Annotated in this window: 13 protein-coding genes; 5 read left to right on the top strand and 8 right to left on the bottom strand. The window is 55.9% G+C overall.

The window, feature by feature from the left end; translation table 11 throughout:
* The first annotated feature begins 143 nt into the window (after positions 1 to 143).
* A complete protein-coding gene (locus tag HPQ64_RS11535; protein ID WP_172888662.1) occupies positions 144 to 1,301 on the top strand; it encodes an SGNH/GDSL hydrolase family protein in 1,158 nt (385 codons plus the stop codon).
* Between the two features lie 13 nt (positions 1,302 to 1,314).
* Positions 1,315 to 2,166 (top strand): FkbM family methyltransferase, encoded by an 852-nt coding sequence (locus HPQ64_RS11530; RefSeq protein WP_172888661.1) that lies wholly within the window; start codon positions 1,315 to 1,317, stop codon positions 2,164 to 2,166.
* 25 nt (positions 2,167 to 2,191) lie between these two features.
* On the opposite strand, the gene HPQ64_RS11525 is transcribed toward HPQ64_RS11530, so the two are convergent.
* Positions 2,192 to 3,400 carry a glycosyltransferase family 4 protein gene (locus tag HPQ64_RS11525; protein WP_172888660.1) on the bottom strand — a complete coding sequence of 403 codons (1,209 nt, stop codon included), beginning with the start codon at positions 3,398 to 3,400 and terminating at the stop codon, positions 2,192 to 2,194.
* Positions 3,401 to 3,932: 532 nt separating this feature from the next.
* Between HPQ64_RS11525 and HPQ64_RS11520 the strand changes: the two genes are divergently transcribed.
* Both HPQ64_RS11520 and HPQ64_RS11515 read left to right on the top strand, forming a co-directional pair.
* Positions 3,933 to 5,183 carry an SGNH/GDSL hydrolase family protein gene (locus tag HPQ64_RS11520; protein WP_172888659.1) on the top strand — a complete coding sequence of 417 codons (1,251 nt, stop codon included), beginning with the start codon at positions 3,933 to 3,935 and terminating at the stop codon, positions 5,181 to 5,183.
* Positions 5,184 to 5,600: 417 nt separating this feature from the next.
* Positions 5,601 to 7,028 carry a pectate lyase family protein gene (locus HPQ64_RS11515; RefSeq protein WP_172888658.1) on the top strand — a complete coding sequence of 476 codons (1,428 nt, stop codon included), beginning with the start codon at positions 5,601 to 5,603 and terminating at the stop codon, positions 7,026 to 7,028.
* A 113-nt stretch (positions 7,029 to 7,141) separates the two neighbouring features.
* Here HPQ64_RS11515 and HPQ64_RS11510 read toward each other — a convergent pair whose 3' ends face one another.
* From HPQ64_RS11510 to HPQ64_RS11495, 4 genes are all read right to left on the bottom strand, one after another.
* Positions 7,142 to 9,217, bottom strand: a complete 2,076-nt coding sequence (locus tag HPQ64_RS11510) for a polysaccharide biosynthesis protein (RefSeq protein WP_246270688.1) — start codon at positions 9,215 to 9,217, stop codon at positions 7,142 to 7,144.
* A gap of 484 nt (positions 9,218 to 9,701) precedes the next feature.
* Positions 9,702 to 10,547, bottom strand: coding sequence for a sulfotransferase family protein (locus HPQ64_RS11505; RefSeq protein WP_172888656.1), 846 nt, complete (start codon positions 10,545 to 10,547; stop codon positions 9,702 to 9,704).
* 126 nt (positions 10,548 to 10,673) lie between these two features.
* On the bottom strand, positions 10,674 to 11,912 hold the full coding sequence (locus tag HPQ64_RS11500) for a glycosyltransferase family 4 protein (protein WP_172888655.1): 1,239 nt from the start codon (positions 11,910 to 11,912) through the stop codon (positions 10,674 to 10,676).
* A gap of 186 nt (positions 11,913 to 12,098) precedes the next feature.
* A complete protein-coding gene (locus HPQ64_RS11495; protein WP_343036034.1) occupies positions 12,099 to 13,376 on the bottom strand; it encodes a lipopolysaccharide biosynthesis protein in 1,278 nt (425 codons plus the stop codon).
* Here HPQ64_RS11495 and HPQ64_RS20705 point away from each other — a divergent pair.
* Positions 13,260 to 13,595: a hypothetical protein gene (locus HPQ64_RS20705; protein ID WP_343036046.1), complete on the top strand. Its 336-nt coding sequence runs from the start codon at positions 13,260 to 13,262 to the stop codon at positions 13,593 to 13,595. The two genes, HPQ64_RS11495 and HPQ64_RS20705, sit on opposite strands and share 117 nt — an antisense overlap.
* 45 nt (positions 13,596 to 13,640) lie before the next feature.
* On the opposite strand, the gene HPQ64_RS11490 is transcribed toward HPQ64_RS20705, so the two are convergent.
* The 3 genes from HPQ64_RS11490 to HPQ64_RS11480 are packed head-to-tail and all read right to left on the bottom strand — an operon-like array spanning position 13,641 to position 16,538.
* Positions 13,641 to 14,333 carry an HAD family hydrolase gene (locus HPQ64_RS11490; RefSeq protein WP_172888654.1) on the bottom strand — a complete coding sequence of 231 codons (693 nt, stop codon included), beginning with the start codon at positions 14,331 to 14,333 and terminating at the stop codon, positions 13,641 to 13,643.
* Between the two features lie 11 nt (positions 14,334 to 14,344).
* Positions 14,345 to 15,307, bottom strand: coding sequence for an ATP-grasp domain-containing protein (locus HPQ64_RS11485; RefSeq protein WP_172888653.1), 963 nt, complete (start codon positions 15,305 to 15,307; stop codon positions 14,345 to 14,347).
* 10 nt (positions 15,308 to 15,317) lie between these two features.
* Positions 15,318 to 16,538 carry an aminotransferase class I/II-fold pyridoxal phosphate-dependent enzyme gene (locus HPQ64_RS11480; protein ID WP_172888652.1) on the bottom strand — a complete coding sequence of 407 codons (1,221 nt, stop codon included), beginning with the start codon at positions 16,536 to 16,538 and terminating at the stop codon, positions 15,318 to 15,320.
* Between the last annotated feature and the right edge of the window lie 29 nt (positions 16,539 to 16,567).

Genomic DNA, 16,567 nt, shown 5'->3' with positions numbered 1-16,567 from the left:
GCAAAAGACGGGGCGCCGTTTCGTCGGAATGGGCGGACGGATTAAAAAATACGTAAAATCAAACGTCTGAGCCAATTTCGAATGCCAGGCATCTTGAGTACGGGACGCGATAGGCGGGCCGATTTTGTATGAAGGGCGGGCAGATGAGCAACAAATCCGCAGAAATATTCAAAATTTCTTTCTTTAATATTTTTCTATTGCTTGCATTGATTACACTTGGAAACGTCCTCGCCGTTATCGTTATCAATCAATACAATGCGAACAAAACAAAACAATACGCGGAATCCCATCTATTTCCCAACTATGAGGGTGTCGACTGGGCGCGGAAGCATTTCGAAGAATACGACAACCTGACAAAGGGTTACTTCGCATCATTCGTTGGCTGGCGTCGGCCCCCATATAGCGGCGAAACGATCAATATCGACGAAAACGGATTGCGACGTACCGTCGGCCTCGAAGATGCCGATCCGCAGAAGACGATCGCCCTTTATGGCGGTTCGACGATGTGGGGCACCGGCGCGAACGACGAAACCACGATCCCCTCTTACGTGGCGCAGAAAAGCCCGAACCTCAAAGCCTACAACTTCGGCGAAACAGGCTACATCTCCCATCAGAGCTTCAACCGTTTTTTCGAGAGCTATTCGGCAGGTTTCCGCCCGGACATTGTCGTGTTCTACGACGGGGTAAACGATGTTTGGAACCGCTGCAGAAGAGAGCACGGTTCATATTCTCATGCACGCGAGCAAGAGATCCGCACATTCCTTGCCAACCGCAGGGAGGCTTCGTTCATGGACGTCGTGGGACCGATGAACGATCTTGCCGGGCGGGTCAAACGCACGCTCGCTTCCAGAAAGCGGGTGGCGGAAGGCCCCTATGACTGCCAGGAAGACCCCGAGAAAGCGGAACGGATCGCACGCAACCTTCTCTACGACTGGAGATTGATGAAAGATCTGGTCGAGGGATATGGCGGACAGTTTGTCGCCATCCTCCAGCCGCACGCCTACATAAGCAAATCGCGTATCGACTATCTTTCGCTCGATCCCCGCCTTGGAGAAGAATATGCGGCGGTCTATCCGCGTGTGGTCGACCTGATAGCCACTGAATTCCAGGATCTGCAGAAAAATTTTCTTGATCTCAGAACCGCGCTTGATCGCGACGAGGCATTTTATATCGACTGGTGCCACCTCTCTCCGAACGGGAACGAGATTATCGCATCGCATATTGTCGAGCGCCTCGACCAGGAAGGGTCTTCCAAGTCCACGAAATTGTTGACACCGGCAGTGAATGGTAGCTCCGAATAACATGCTGAAACGAATGAAGAGGCTGGTTGCGGCCGCCTACATAAAAAGCCGCCCGGACCGTTACGAAGTGCCCTTTGCCGGCAGCGCGGCGGCGTTTTTGACCGACCGTCCATACCCGAAGACATGGTATTTCCGAAATCGCCTCAAGCGAGCGATCCACGGCTACCATGAACCGGCCATGACGTTTCTTCTTGAACGCCTCGCCGAAAGCAAGACCTCATTGCTCGATATCGGCTCCCACCTTGGGTATTTTTCCGTGCTTTTCGCATCCGTTCCGGATCATCATGCGGCGGCCATAGAACTCGATCCCTCCAACTTCCGCGAGTTGGATCGTTGTTTCAAATGGCAGCCGGAGCCGGTCAGAGGGCAGCTTCACGCATACAACCTGGGAATTTCGGACGCACCTGGAACACTCGACCTGCCGAAAGAGCGGCCGCACAATGCATCGCATCACATCAATTCGGTTTCGGAAGACGGGGCGGACCTTGTCACGGTGGAACTGACGACCGTCGACGATTTCGTGACGAGAATGTCACCGCCGCCGGACGTCGTGAAGATTGACGTGGAAGGCTTCGAGGTGCACGCCCTGCGCGGCGCTTCGACACTTCTTTCGAGGCAAAAACCCGTGTTGCTCATCGAGGTGCATCCGCCGCAGATCAGGGGTCTGGGCGAAGACGTCCACGACGTGATTTCAATCACGAAAGCCGCCGGTTACACGCATTTCCAGTTTCACGAACATCGTGGGCTGCAAGGCTCTTCGTTGACGCGAACGGTCGAGATCGAAGGCGATGCCAATCGCGACCTGATCTGCATTCACCAGGATGACGAAGCAGGCTTGAAGGCAGTGGGCCACTTACTCGACTGACAAGCGGGAAGAAACGGTGATCCCGTCAAGCGCCGCGGGTTCCGCCGGACGGCACCCTCATGTTCCCGCCGTCGATCGCCGTCTGTACCGCCTCCCGCCAAAGCTCGTTTATACGGTCGAGAGCAAATCTTGCCGCCGACCGCGCAGCCTCACGGGCAAGCCTTTCTCGAAGCTCGGCGTCACCCATCAGTTTTTCAAGCGCTTCGGCCAGCGCATCGACATCGAGCGCCGGAACCAGCAAGCCGTCCACACCGTCCGTGATCATGTCGCCCGGGCCCCACTCGCAATTGAAGGAGACGACCGGCAGACCGGCGGCCATTGCCTCAAGCAGCACAATGCCCCAACCTTCGTAGCGCGAGGAAAGCACGAAAATATCGGCGGTTTCTATCCATATCCCCGGCCTCTCGGTAACGCCCGGCATTCTAACGCGTTCGGCAAGGCCAAGCTCGTCGCGTAGAGCCTCCAATTCTCCTCGCAGCGGCCCCTCCCCCCGGATCGTCAGCGTCCAGTCGGGAAAGGAAGGTGCGACCCTGGAAAATGCCTCAAGCAACAGGTCGAACCCCTTCTGATCGACCAGCCGCCCGACGGCCACGAGGTTGTTTCCACCGCGCTGCGGTGTCCACTTCTCCGGAAGACGAACCGGATTGGGGATCACCCATAAGCGCTTGCGCATATAGGCGGGAAAAAAGCACCCGGCTCCCTCCGTCATCGTGATAAGCCCGAATGCATGAGGATAGGCCTTCTTGCGCGCCCAGTTCCAGATCGCGTTGAAACGCTGCGCTTCCGGGTTGTTTCGTTCCGAAACAATCACCGGAATGTCCAGCCCCGCAGCCGCCACAACGGATACGACGTTTATCTTGGTCAGGAAGCTCACCACAACGTCGGGGCGGATGCGTTTCAGCGCATTTCTAAGCGCCTTTGCGCGCCTGACCACCTGCCAAATCGAAATGACAAGCGGCGCAGCTGTGGCGCGGACGCCGAGTTGGACAAGCTCGACCCTCTCGTCGATCGGATAGTAAGGTTCGGTACCGGGCGGCTCGAACGTCACGATCGTCACCTTGCCGCCGATCGATGCCCAATGATTTGCGAGCCCGGAAACGATCCTTTCGCTTCCCCCGGCGATGAGGCCGGGCAGCACGAATACCACCTTCCCCTCCGGCGGACGTTCGCCTGCCTGCCGGCTCGACAAGGTTGAAATGTCCGACTGCGCTTCCACCTTGCACCCCCAACTCATCCGGCGGATCGACCGATACCGCCGGTCTATGTTCAGTGTAAAATCTTCACTGCCGCCCCTTCAAAGGCGCCAACGGCGGATGTCGGCATCCGCGACGGGAACGAAGAAACCAAATCCGGCAGTACCAGGATGTCATAAACCCGTCGCACCGATCCGGTAAGGTTCGAAGCGAGCAAAGTAGGAAAGCCGTCTCAGATTTCCCATAGTCGACACGCTGCAGATACCGCTGCGTCTTCGCACTCTTCACTTACCATCAATGCCGCATTATTCTTTTCTTTGTCTATGTTAAATTGGATTTGATCGGGTAACGTGATGTTCACAGCCAACCGTGAGGTGATATTGTCCGACACGCCCCGTTAAATAAGAATAGATGAATGATCAGTCGACAGTCAGGGCAAAGCTTCACCATATGATCTCTTTTTTGATGAACTTCGAACTGGAACCATCTTGGCTTCCCTGCAGCGATGTCATTCAACTTGGTATCTATCCGCCGCCTGAGAGATCGCCTGGGTATTGAGTGGAGAGCTTTGAAATGAAGGGCCGGTTGCGACGTATCGGGGCATGGCTTTTATATTTCGTCTGCCTCGCCGTTATCTTTGAAGCCGGCAGCTATTATCTGCTGAATTCCCTCGACAACCGATTGGGGGATATATCCGAACGTCATCTCTACAATTCCATCCGTGGTCATGAGCTTAATCCTGACTACCGGAGAAAGTTCGATACGGATGACCGAAAGATCCACTCCGATCAGGGCTTTCGTCGCGACGGCCCGGTCGAGATGAGGAAACCGGACGGCACGTTCCGGATTTTTGTCATGGGCGGCTCGGCCCTATATGGCATTGGCGTTCAGGCCGGCAGCGTCTATCCAAAGTACAGAACCTTATTCAACGACGAAACAATCACGCACTTCCTCGAGAAAAAACTGAACGATGCTGCGAAAGTCGCAGAAATTCCACTTGACATCGAAGTCATAAACGCAGGGGTAGTCGCTTACCAGACTTTTCAACACCCCCTATATTTCTTCGAAACAATTTATCAATATGAGCCAGATGCGATTTTATTCCTGGATGGGCATAATGATTTTTATAGAATCACAGACGACAATCAAATCAAGAGCTACGGATATTCTTCTTCGAATCTGATTAAAAATTTCAATGACAGGATGCCGCTCATAACGATTTATTCGGTCACGAGATATTTTGGACAATACAGTTATTTCTTCAAACTACTAGAAAAGATATCACGCCAACTCTATGCAAACTACGAAGGCCGACCCCGCAATATACGCTTGCCGAGCGAGGCTCCCGACTCGACCTTCGCCAAACGTCTTGAGGCATCGGCCCGCAACGGGTTTTTACGAAATTATCGGCTCATGCAAGCCTTCGCGGATTACTACGACTTCAGTTACCATGTCTTTCTCCAACCCGAGGTCGTTTTCGAGGACCCGAATAACCTGAACGATGTGGACCGCACAATAAGGCAGACGACCTTCGACCGGCAGGTGGGAGATGTCGGGCTGCTGAACATGAACAGAATGCGAGAGGAATTTCCTCGGCTTTTCGCAGATTTCGGAATTCCCTATACGGATATCGGGACGATCGCAGAGCCGGGCAAAGGCCAGCCGCCGCAACTCTATATCGACTATTGCCATCTCACACCTGCCGGCTCCGCAATTGTCGCCCAGCGAATGTTCCCAGCCGCCTTTGAGATCTTGCAACGCGACTGGCACGCCGGCAAGGAAACCGCAAGCGTCAGCGGGGCGGCGCCGGTTGAGTTGCCATAGGCAGCCGGTAGGGCTTCAGCGCCATGAGCGCGCATATCCCGCCAAATCCGGCTCCGGCACGGCGAGAGGCATATACTCCGACTGGAGTAACGGACACATGCGACCAACGGAGTGCCCGGCAAATGGCTGGCCGGATATTTCCTGAAATGCACGAAATCAGTCCACCTCCCGTTTCCCCTATAGAAAACTGCTCCTCATTCGTTTTACTCAAATATATTCCGATTCATTTATTCAAAAATATCGATATTTTTATTAGATTTACCACGTAATAAATTAAATATTACATACATTCGCAATATTATTTCTTTTTTATTTCGGATAATAAACTTAGATAATTTGATATATATTTTTATTCCCAAAATATGTTACTGTCATTCGAAAGAGAGTCCTTGTTAGCCAGCCCAAGAGGCATTGAAAATGGCCACCAAATCGACACTCCTTGCAACAACGTTCATTGTTTTTTGCGCCCTTGAATTTCCAGCCGGCAACGCAGTTGCGGAACAGACCAATCCCGCATTTCAGGGTGCCGTCGGTTTCGGGCGCAATGCTACAGGATGGCGCGGCGGCGAGGTGGTGCGCGTCACCAACCTTGAGGATTCAGGCCCCGGATCCCTTCGCGCCTGCGCCGAGCACGAAGGCAAACCCCGCGTGTGCGTTTTTGCCGTCAGCGGCACGATAATGGTCGATCGTTCGATCATTGTCGGCTCGAATACATATATCGCCGGCCAGACCTCGCCTGGAGATGGTGTTCAGCTTCGCCTTGGAGGGGCAAGGAACACGGCGCTGGTCATTGCGGATGCGACCGATGTCGTTGTCCGCTATCTGAAGATACGGCCCGGCCCGAGCAAAGAACCGTCACCATCGGTGGACGGTATCCTCGTCGAAAGCAGTAGCAGGGTTTATCTGGACCACCTCTCGATCCAATTCGCTACCGACGAAAATGTCTCCATCGGCACCGAACATCATCCGACCGAAGATATCACCGTCGCAAACAGCATAATCGCCCTGGGCCTCGACCGGGCCAATCACCCGAAAGGCAAACACTCAAAAGGTGCGCTTGTGTGCAGTAAGGACGGCCCGAGTTCCGAATGCGGGCGCGTTTCGCTGATCAAGAACCTGTTCGCGCACAATCGGGACAGAAACCCGGATATCGGCTCTTCGCCATCGGGCCCGATCGAGATCATCAACAATGTCTTTTACAACCCGACCAGCCAGTTCGGCGAATTCTACAACTACTACGGGAAAACAATGATCAGCTACGTTGGAAACGTGGCTCTTCCGGGCCCCAGCACGCGCAGTGCAAACAGACCCAGCGCATTTGACGCCTTCCCGCTGAGTTCGGAATTCCGCATCGAAATTTTCTCACAGGACAATATAAACCTCGACCGTCAACGCGGTGGCGAATGCAATTATCATCAGGAGTTGAGTATTGCAGGTGAGCGAACGAAACCTTTCCTGGTCGACGCCCCCGAACTTCCCTTGACGGTTTCCCCTATCCCCTCGACATCGACACTCGACGAGGTTCTTGAAACGGCGGGAGCCCGAACCGGGCCCGAACGAAATCTCGACATCCTTGACCGAAAAATTGTCGACGATGTTCGCAATTGCCAGGGGTCGCGCATCGACTGGCCGGACGAAGCCGGCGGATGGCCGGACCTGTCTATTAGCCATGCGCCCGAGGATGGCGACAAGGACGGCATGCCGGATGAATGGGAATTGGAAAAAGCGGGTCTTGACCCGGAAAATCCTTCCGACGCCTGGTCGGATCGGGATGGCGACGGATGGTCAAACCTCGAAGAGTATCTGAGCTTTCTCGCGGGAGATTTGCAGGATAATTCCAGGTAAGGGCAGCCGCCTTACGGATATATATCACGGTAGCGCGACACGATCGCTCCGGAATACCGATCACGAGGGCCCCTTCCCGACCAGACGTACCGCCCCGACCTCGCTATCGGCGGTTACCGTGATTGCTGGATGGAAGAACCGGCATTTCCGCGCGGGCCCACCACGGGATGGATCCGTCTGATGGCGCGTTTTTCTCTGCCCGGAATTTTCTTTTCTTTCGCTCGTTGAGGCGCTTTTTTCAAGACGCCTGCGGGATCGGGGCGGAATCCGGGAAGCACGGAGCGGATTACCCCGACAACCGCACTCGAATCTCCAGCTGCGACGGCCGCCTCCAGCTTGGAAAACGCATCGTAAAGAACCGGCAGCGGAACAGGTTTGGGTACCGCGCCCAATACATCGGGCACCGGAGGCGTCACGCGCTCCTCGGTGGAATCGAAGAGCTCTTCATAAAGCTTCTCTCCGGGGCGGCAGCCTATGAAGTTGATCTTCACATCCTCATCAGGGGTCAGGCCCGCAAGGCGGATCATGCGGCGCGCGATATCCACGATCTTGATGGGCTCTCCCATATCGAGAACGAAAATCTCGCCCTGTCCGATTTCCTTTTCGAGACCATAAGCCGATGCCTGCAAGGTCAGTTCCACCGCCTCGCGAATGGTCATGAAGAAACGTTTCATATCCGGATGGGTCACGGTGAGCGGGCCGCCGCGCGCAAGCTGGCGCTTGAAGAGCGGGATCAGCGAACCGCTGGAACCAAGCACGTTCCCGAAGCGGACCGTCATGAACCTCGGCGAGCCTTCCCGGCTGAGGCCCTCCAGGTCAAGCGCCTGGCAATAAAGCTCGGCCAGCCGCTTCGTCGCCCCCATGATGCTGGTTGAATTCACGACCTTGTCGGTCGAGACTTGCACCATGCCGAGCGCGCCCCAGCACATCACCGCCTCGGCCACATTCTTCGTGCCCAGAACATTCGTGTAAACGCCCTCGCAGGAGTTTAGCTCCACCATCGGCACATGCTTGAGCGCCGCAGTATGGAACACAAGCTCGGGGTGGTGCTTGGAAAACACGTCGTTGAGCCGGTCGACATTGCGCACATCGCAAAGATGGGCCGACCTTGGCACCTCGGGGAAGTTTTCCGACAGCTCAAGGTCGATCGAGTAGAGGTTGAACTCGCAGTTGTCTATGACCACGATGTGCGAAGGTCCAAGGGCTGCGATCTGCTTCGTCAACTCGCTGCCGATAGACCCACCCGCTCCTGTGACGAGCACACGTCGCCCACCAATGAAGCGATGCAGCGCAGCCACATCCAAAGACGCCTGCGGCCGCTCCAGAAGGTCAGTCAGTTCGATCGGGCGCAGCTCAAATTCGTCCGATTTGTGGGTGTTGCGCAGCGATGTTGCGGGATTCAGGCGCGAAACTGCCATCCCTAGCTGCTCCGCACGATCGACAATACGGTCGGCCCCTTCTATCGAGGCAACGGGCATGGTGAAAATCAGATGCCGCGGCCTTTTTCCCTGACTGTCCAGTTCCGCGATTACCGCATCGAAGTCACCGGGCGTTCCCAGAACCGGGACCCCGCGCAGCATGGTTCCGGTCTCGGTCTCGCAACTATCGATAAATCCCACCGGACAATACGCTGATGAATTGTCCCTCTGCAGGGCCCGCAAATAAAGATCTGCTTCATCGCCGGCCCCAACCAGCAGCACGGGAACCATCGAGCGAACATCGGGTTCGGCAATTCGCGATATCTGACCCAGGCTTTTGAGATCCTCATGCCTGAAGGTAAGCCTCACAGCGGCGATAAGCGGCACAAGGGCCATGATCTCAATGAGGATCACCGACCTGGGTACAAACGCAAGACGCGAATAGAGGAACATACAGGTCGTGAGTATGAGAGAGGCGATCAGCACGGCCCTGACAAGGATGATGTAGTCAAGCACCGAGGCGTAACGCCAATTGCGCTTGTAGAGACCGGCAACCGGGAAAGTAATGGCGCAAATCGTGACGAAGAAGAGGGTTGCAAAGGCAATAGAGCGCGCAAATTCCACATCGGCTATAAAGGCTTGCGGCCCAACACGAAGGGCGGCCGCGAAAACCAGGGCAAACGCGGCAAGAACGAGATCCAGGGCGTAGAGGCGATAATTCCGAACGACCGACTTTAAAATACCCAGAAATTTCGTACGAATCTTACCCAAAAGGCCTTCATTGCGTCGCTTGTGAGAATGCACCCAATTCTTGATGAATTCACCGGAGATTATATCGGACGCAAAAGATCTTACCTCAGCAACGAAGCGTTCTACGATAGACAACCTCCGGGAATACTGACCCCTTGGTATATAATCATGCTCCATCACCGCAGCTCCCTTCACGCGATACAAAAAAGAGACTTAAGTGTGCTTGAGTTATTTAAAGTTTTTACAATATTTACCTTTTAATATATTATTTTTACTTTGCTCTTCTTTTTGAAATAGAAATCCAATCAAGAAATAAAAAAAGATTCAAAGCCAACACACTTTATTAATAGTGCGTTAACTCGAGCGATATGCATAGGAGCGATAAGCGCAAACCATGTCAGTTAAACCCCTCCGCCACTACCGATTAAGCGAAGCGGTTCGGCAACGGTTTGATGCGCGTATACGATTGTTATTTCACCTGAATTTAAAGTCTCTCAGAGACGGGTCAGGCGGCAGTTGAAGCACTTGGATTGCGAAGCCAGCCGGACAGGTCCCGCCCAAGGAGGCGGCTCAATTTCTCTACGTCATTTGAATAATAATCGACAAGTGAATCGCGAATATGTTCAGGGATCGGTCTGTAACGTATCTCGGACGCCAGAACGCCACGCACTTTCTCGAAAGCCAGGCTCCCGCGCATCGGCGCCACGAGTGGCTTCAATGGGCTCAAAACCCGGCGAAGTTTCGGCTCCAGCGTAGGCGTGGTCTTGTCCTTGACCTTCGATTGGAGGAAACGCCCCGATTGGCCGGGTTCGAGGTCAAGAAAGCTCCTGACGGTTTCGAGCTGCCTCTCCGATTCCGTATTTATTGCCTCATAGAACGTGATGAGGATCTGTTCGGCTGAAAACATCTGATAATAGATTTGCAGTTGATTGTAATACTCTCCGGCCTCGATAAAACGCATGCCCTGGGAGTTGGCGGGGTCGAGATAGCGTTCGATGTCACGGCCAACCTCACCACGCCGGTAGAGCATGCAATAATCGGAGTAGGCGCGGTCGACCGGGTTGCGCAGTTGGACAATCAGCTTCGCGTTAGGCAGGCTTCGGGAAATGCGCGCCGCCGCTTGCGCATCCTCCAGATAGGAATTCGACTTTTCGCCGGTGACCTGCCCTCTTTTGCGCCCCTCGAACCGGACGAGATACCAATCTTCGCCCCGGTTGTATTCGCGGCTGAAGAAGTGGAGCTCGGGGTCGGGCATGAAGACCTTCGGGTCCGCCTGCAACGATCTTTGCAGCCATGTTGTCGCGCTTTTCGTTGCCCCGATAATCAGAAAGTCGATGTCCTTCATCTTCATTTTCTCGGCCCCTTACCCATTACAACGCCGATACGATCTGTTTTGAACGCTCACGCACCTCCCGTTCCGTGCGGTCCGGCCCACTTTCCATTCCCTCATCACGCCTAAATTCCGTTCGCCCAGCTGTCACTTTCGGCCTTCCAGGCTCGAACCTCGCAATGGTTCGTGCCTGCCGATACCGTCTTTGCGGCTTGCGAGCAGCTTCTCGTATATCCCGGTGATTTTCTTCACATGAACATCCACGCCGTAGCTTGCGTAGGCACGTTCTTTAGCCGTTTTGACTATTCGCTCGAGAAAGTCCGGCTGGCTGTGCAGCTTGTATATGGGCTCGACGAACTTCTCCGGCTCATCCGCCGGCACCAGAATTCCATTTATCCCGTCCTCGATCGCTTCCGGATTGCCGCCATCGTTCGTTGCCACCACAGGCGTACCGAGATACATGGCTTCTATGAGAGTTCTGCCAAAGGGTTCGCGAACGGCGGTCACAGGCATGATATCGATGGCGTGGATATAAGGTTCTATCGGCCTTCTAAAGCCCATCAGGCGGACGCAGTTTCCAATTCCCAGTTCGTCTATCCGCTGCTGAACCGTCTTATCGTAGTCCGGATCGCTCAATACCGGCATGCCGAACAAAAGCCCCATGACCGGCACCTCCGGATGACGCTTGAGAAAGGCTGCCACCGCCTCAACGAAGGCAATCGGCCGCTTCCTCGGCACGATACTGCCGAAATAACCCAGCAAAAGCGTATCTTCGCCACATCCCAATTCTTCCACCAGCGCGGCGCGCGCCGCAGCGCGATCGGCCGATTTCGATGGTGCGTCGAAGGGGCTGTGCACCACCGCGAACTTCCGGTCCACGTTGCGTATCGGCTTGCCGGGTTTGGCGAACCGGGAGACGGCGACAATCTGGTTTGAAACGATCGGAGCCAGATAGTTGACGCCAAACGCATCCGGATCCCCTCTGTGATGCCAGATGTGTCGCGCGCCGGCCAGGCGCGCCGGCAGGCTCCATACAGAGTGGATCTGGCCGTCATTCGTATGGAGGATGTCTACTTCGTGCTGCTTCAGAAATTTCATGATGGCTGGAAAGGCGCCCGCAACGAAACGGGCCATGGAAAGCATATTCGAAAACGTCGCCCCGCCCTGCGAGCGTAGCGAAGGCGGCGCCCCGACAGACAAGACCTCGTAAGGCACACCTCGTTCTTCGAGATAAGGCGCAACCGGGCCATCCCTCACGTGGAGTACGACAAGCGGGTTGTAGATTTTCGGGTCAAGTGCTTCGATCAGCTTGACGGCGGAGAAGTGGCTTCCGCCGATGTCATTGCCCACGAAGGGAAAGCATATCGTCTTTCGGCTTTTACTCATTACACCCACCGACTTCGACCAGAATAGGTTATAACCCGCCCGACACTGCCCGTATGATTACAACGTTTCCCTATTTTCTCTACGTAATATCAAGAAAAAACCTAATGCAACCACTGCTCTTTTATCGCGATCAGCATACCAGGTAATTCCGAGGCATTTTTTCTCTCACCTCACTTCGCCGGATACTCATTCGGACTCCATGGAGACCTTTGCGGTTGCCGTACCGACATCCGAAGGCACAAGCGTGGATGCGCGTAAAGCGGACGAATAAGCCGTCAGCAAGCCGGCCAGCCAGATCGCGGCCATGACCGCGTGAGCGACATTCGCCCCCATCGCCCCCATGAACGGGATTACGGCGACGGCCGTCGCATGGAACGCAACCGTCGCCACGACGACGATTTTCAGCACGGTCAATTGCCGGCCCATGGCAAGCAATGCCGCACGGGCTACACTGCCGCTCAGCATCATCGCCACCGCAAGCATCTGCACCATGACCAGCGGCGCGGCATCGATGAACTCCTCACCCAAAGTCCAATAAAGAATAGGATGGATGGTAAGTGTTATGCCGATGAAAACGAAAAGTCCGAAACCGGCCAGCAGCAATTCCATTTGCAGGACGGTCTTTCGGAATTCGTCGATAGCCCTCTCCGCCCAAAGGCGGGCGACATCGGGATAAAGCACCGCCTGCACCTGCACGCCAAGTTGAAGGACCAGACGGCCGAAACGCTTTGCAATGTGATAAAGCCCCGCCGCGGCCGGGCCGGCAAGGGCGCCCACAAGCAAAGTGTCCAGTTCGTTCGCGCTTGAACGGACCGTCAGCTCCACGTTCGAACCGATCGTGAAGGCCCAAAGCCCCTTGAACCTCTTCGAAACACCCTTGATCGGGGCGCGCAACAGGCCGCGTATGCCCTGGCGGCGCAATTCATGCACCGCAAGCCCCATGAAGAGAAGCGATCCAAGTATCTGGGACGCAGCGAAAACGATGACAAAATAAAAGACCCCGGCTTCGGCAAACAGCCCGACCAGGCACAGGATCAGGCGCAACGCCAAGCTCAGCACGGAGGTGTAGGCCATTATGCGAAAGCGGCCGGCTAGCCGCATTATCGCGGTTGGAAAACCGTTGATATGAAAGAGGAGGATCGTCGAATAGATGACAACGTGATTGACTGCCTCCTCGCCGACGCCGATCAACGGCCCGAAAAGAAGCACGCCACCAACCGCGACCAGGTAGGCGATGACGGCCGCCGATGCGTCGACTAGGAGACCGAATTTCATCAGCGACTTATAATCCTGCCGATGCTGTGTTTTTTTCAGCTCGGCACCGTATTTAATAAGCGGCTGCCAGGATTGGAAGGCTACCAACCGCTGTACGGCGCGGCCATAGCTGAGTATCAACGCGAGTATGCCGAAATTTTCCGTACCCAGCGCCCGGCCCGCCACCACGAATACGAAAAGACCGATCACCGTGCCGAAGAAGTCGCCGGTAAGAAGGTGACCGATATTAATCAGGCGCAAGCGCAGCGCGGCCCGTTCGTAAAAGAAGAGCGTGAAGCCACCCGTGATTTTCCCGATCGTGTCACGCAAAGATCGTTGTCACTCTTCGCTGGGACCCGGCAACTTCTCACTCCGAAGTTGCCGGTGTCGTTGATGAAAAAGCCGCCTCAGGCAATTGCCGACGGTTGAAATGCCATCGCCGGCAAGAGCCTGATGTTGATGATTTTTTACCCCTCAGCATTTCTCCATCAGTTCGTCGAGCATCGGATCAAGCTCATCCAGATTGTTTATCTTGCCATGCGGTAGATACTCATCGGCTGGAGCAGCCACATCGTGCACCCTCAGCGGGCGCTCCACCTGCACGGTGAGCCACCCCCGCGCGCGCGGCGTGACGAAATCCTTCAACGGGTTGTCTGCCACGTAAGCCAGGGGGGCGCCGAAGGGCCGGGCCCAGGATTCCACGATCTCGAATGCACGCGGATGAGGCTTGCCGAATCCCGGGCCGAAAGCGCCGGTATAGACGATGCGGTCGATGAGGCCTTCAAGGCCCAGCGCACGGACTTTCGAGCTCTGGGTTTCAAGAGGACCGTCGGTGATCAGTGCAAGCGGAAGGTCCCGTTCCCGCCGCGCAATGTAGCGCGCGCTATCTTCCGTAAGAGAAATTTCCGGCTCATGCGAGCGGTAGATTTCGACAAGCCTTTTGATGAGCGCGGGGTTCCTTTCCCGTCCGAGGCACTCAAGCGCCTTGTCGAAAATATCTCCACGCGCCCCGCTGTTCAAAAGCTCCTCGCAGATCTGCGAAAACCCCTCCACCGAAAGCTCATCGCGCAACCATCTTCCGACAGCCTCAAACCCGCTTCGCGCATAGTCGCGCTCCAGGTAGAGCGTATCGTCAAGATCGAAAACCAATATCACTTTGGCAGTCATCGCTCGCCCGTTCATCCTTCGAATACTGCCGCGTCATAGCGCAACATAAGCGCACCGGATCTCCAGTCGTCGCTGGCGGAGGACGGCTGCCCCGATATCTCCTCTAGCAGCCAACGCGTGAAATGGGCGCCAGCATGATGTGCCAGCGGATACCCGCCTCCGAACCGCGCATTGATCTCAAAAACGCAAGGGCCGGCCGTCTTGTCCTTTATCACCTGGAAACAAAGCACCCCACGCGCCTCAGGAAGCGCACGCAAGACGCCGAGAGCAAGCTCACGAAAAACGGGAGCGCGCTCGGTAATTCCTTTCTCAACCTCGCCCGCGCGCACGCGCAACCGGCGATGGGGGATCGCGCAACGCAGTTTTCCACTCTTATCGATGAAGATATTGACGGTGAACTCTGGCCCTTCGAGCAACTGCTGCAGGATCATCGGCTCTTCAGGCCGTTCCGGCAGCCCTTCCGGCCCGCTCACGGCACGGATTCCGCGGCTGGCGCTGCCGCCAGACGGCTTCAGGAAAAGCGGCCATTCGAGTTTTTCGGCATTTTCCCGGCCGAACTCGAGCGTGTAGGTGTCCGGTACGGGCACGCCGGCTGCTTTCAATTTTTCTGCCGTGAGGCCTTTGTCCCGCACAACACCGATCACGGCAGGCGGGCTGACGTGGACATGCGTTCCACACTCCGCGAAACGTTGGATGTTTGCCGAATAAACACTTAGTTCGGGGTCTATCGTCGGGACGATCAGATCGACGTCGCATAGAGTGGAAATTTCCAGCATCCGTTCGGCAAATGACGGGTCGTCGCATCTCGGCACCGAAAACGCCTTGTCCGCCAGCCGGCAGGCGGGGCTCAGTTCCGGGTCCATGTCGCAGGCAAGCACCTTCAGGTCGATATTCGCGTCGCGTGCGCTCGCGCGAAAACACTCAAGAAGCCCCACCCTTCTTCCCGCCGACGATATCAAGACAGTAACGGCCATCAGCGGAACCTCATGCCGAAGTTCGCGCTTGTGCTTCGGGTACAAACCCTTGAGCACTTTCGTTGCAGGCGGTGTCCACAGCCTCGCTCATGACCGAGGCGACGCAATCCGCAGCGCGCCGCATATCGGTTTCGTCCTGGCAGGGATCAACCAGAAACGCGAGGCTGGTTTCACCGAGTTCCGCAGCGACCGGCAAAGGCTGTGACGGTGTGAAGCCCGCTTTGACAAACGCCTTTTCCCGATAGATTTCCGAGCAACTCCCGCTGAAGCAGGCAATGCCGCGATCTGAAATCGCCTGCATGATCCGGTCTCGCGACCAGTCGGGCTTCAGCATTTCGGGCCGCGCGAAGGTATAGAACCGATACCAGGCATGGCGAATTTCCCCAGGCGGCTCCGGCGTCCTCAGGCCGGGTATCTGCTTGAATGCCCGCATCAGGATTTGGGCGTTCTCGCTGCGTTTCGCATGCCAGCCGGGCAGCCTTTCAAGCTGCCTCAGACCGAGCGCCGCCTGGATTTCCATCATCCGGTAGTTGGAGCCGAATGATTCATGAAGCCATCGAAAGCCCGGCGGATGGCTTCTCCGATGCACCGCATCGAAGGATTTTCCGTGATCTTTCCGGCTCCATGCCTTGCGCCACCAGACATCGTCATCCATCGCGAGAAGCCCACCCTCGCCACCGGTCGTGATGATCTTGTCCTGGCAGAACGAGAAGGTAGCGATATCCGCAAAGCTCCCGGCCGGACGGCCTTTGTACTCACCGCCATGCGCCTGCGCGCAATCTTCGATAACGAAGAAACCGCGCTCCCGTGCAAGCTGCATGATCGGCTCCATATCCGCCAGCCACCCGCCAAGATGCACGACGATCACCGCTCGCGTTCTCGATGAATGCACCCTGGATATCGTCTCGGCGGTAATCGCCTGCGTATTCGCATCGACATCCGCAAATACCGGAGTGCCGCCCGCCATCGCGACGCAGGAGGCCGACGCGACGAAGCTCCTCGGCGTGACGATCACTTCGTCGCCAGGCTGTAGATCGAGTGCGAAAAGAGCGAGGTCCAGCGCGACCGTGCCATTCGCAACCGCGATCGCATGCCGCCGGCCGAGTGCGGAAGCATAAGCTTCCTCGAACTCGCCGACCTTGTTTCCGGTCCAGGCGTTCACCCGTCCGGATCGCAACACCTCGGCGACATCCTCGATCTGTTCTTCATCGAATTCAGGCCAGCGCCGCACTACACCCTCCCCCGAATGCTCGAGAAACG

It is taken from the genome of Hongsoonwoonella zoysiae, from assembly GCF_013266695.1.
GTDB classification, from domain to species: domain Bacteria; phylum Pseudomonadota; class Alphaproteobacteria; order Rhizobiales; family Stappiaceae; genus Hongsoonwoonella; species Hongsoonwoonella zoysiae.
This window is presented reverse-complemented; position numbering and strand designations above follow the sequence as displayed.

What these genes read in the sequence shown, in the direction of transcription:
- HPQ64_RS11500 (WP_172888655.1), bottom strand. Translation starts at nt 11,912, where the DNA reads ATGAGTAAAAGCCGAAAGACGATATGCTTTCCCTTCGTGGGCAATGAC.
- HPQ64_RS11530 (WP_172888661.1), top strand. Translation starts at nt 1,315, where the DNA reads ATGAAGAGGCTGGTTGCGGCCGCCTACATAAAAAGCCGCCCGGACCGT.
- HPQ64_RS11485 (WP_172888653.1), bottom strand. Translation starts at nt 15,307, where the DNA reads ATGGCCGTTACTGTCTTGATATCGTCGGCGGGAAGAAGGGTGGGGCTT.
- HPQ64_RS11525 (WP_172888660.1), bottom strand. Translation starts at nt 3,400, where the DNA reads ATGAGTTGGGGGTGCAAGGTGGAAGCGCAGTCGGACATTTCAACCTTG.
- HPQ64_RS11535 (WP_172888662.1), top strand. Translation starts at nt 144, where the DNA reads ATGAGCAACAAATCCGCAGAAATATTCAAAATTTCTTTCTTTAATATT.
- HPQ64_RS11515 (WP_172888658.1), top strand. Translation starts at nt 5,601, where the DNA reads ATGGCCACCAAATCGACACTCCTTGCAACAACGTTCATTGTTTTTTGC.
- HPQ64_RS11490 (WP_172888654.1), bottom strand. Translation starts at nt 14,333, where the DNA reads ATGACTGCCAAAGTGATATTGGTTTTCGATCTTGACGATACGCTCTAC.
- HPQ64_RS11520 (WP_172888659.1), top strand. Translation starts at nt 3,933, where the DNA reads ATGAAGGGCCGGTTGCGACGTATCGGGGCATGGCTTTTATATTTCGTC.
- HPQ64_RS11505 (WP_172888656.1), bottom strand. Translation starts at nt 10,547, where the DNA reads ATGAAGATGAAGGACATCGACTTTCTGATTATCGGGGCAACGAAAAGC.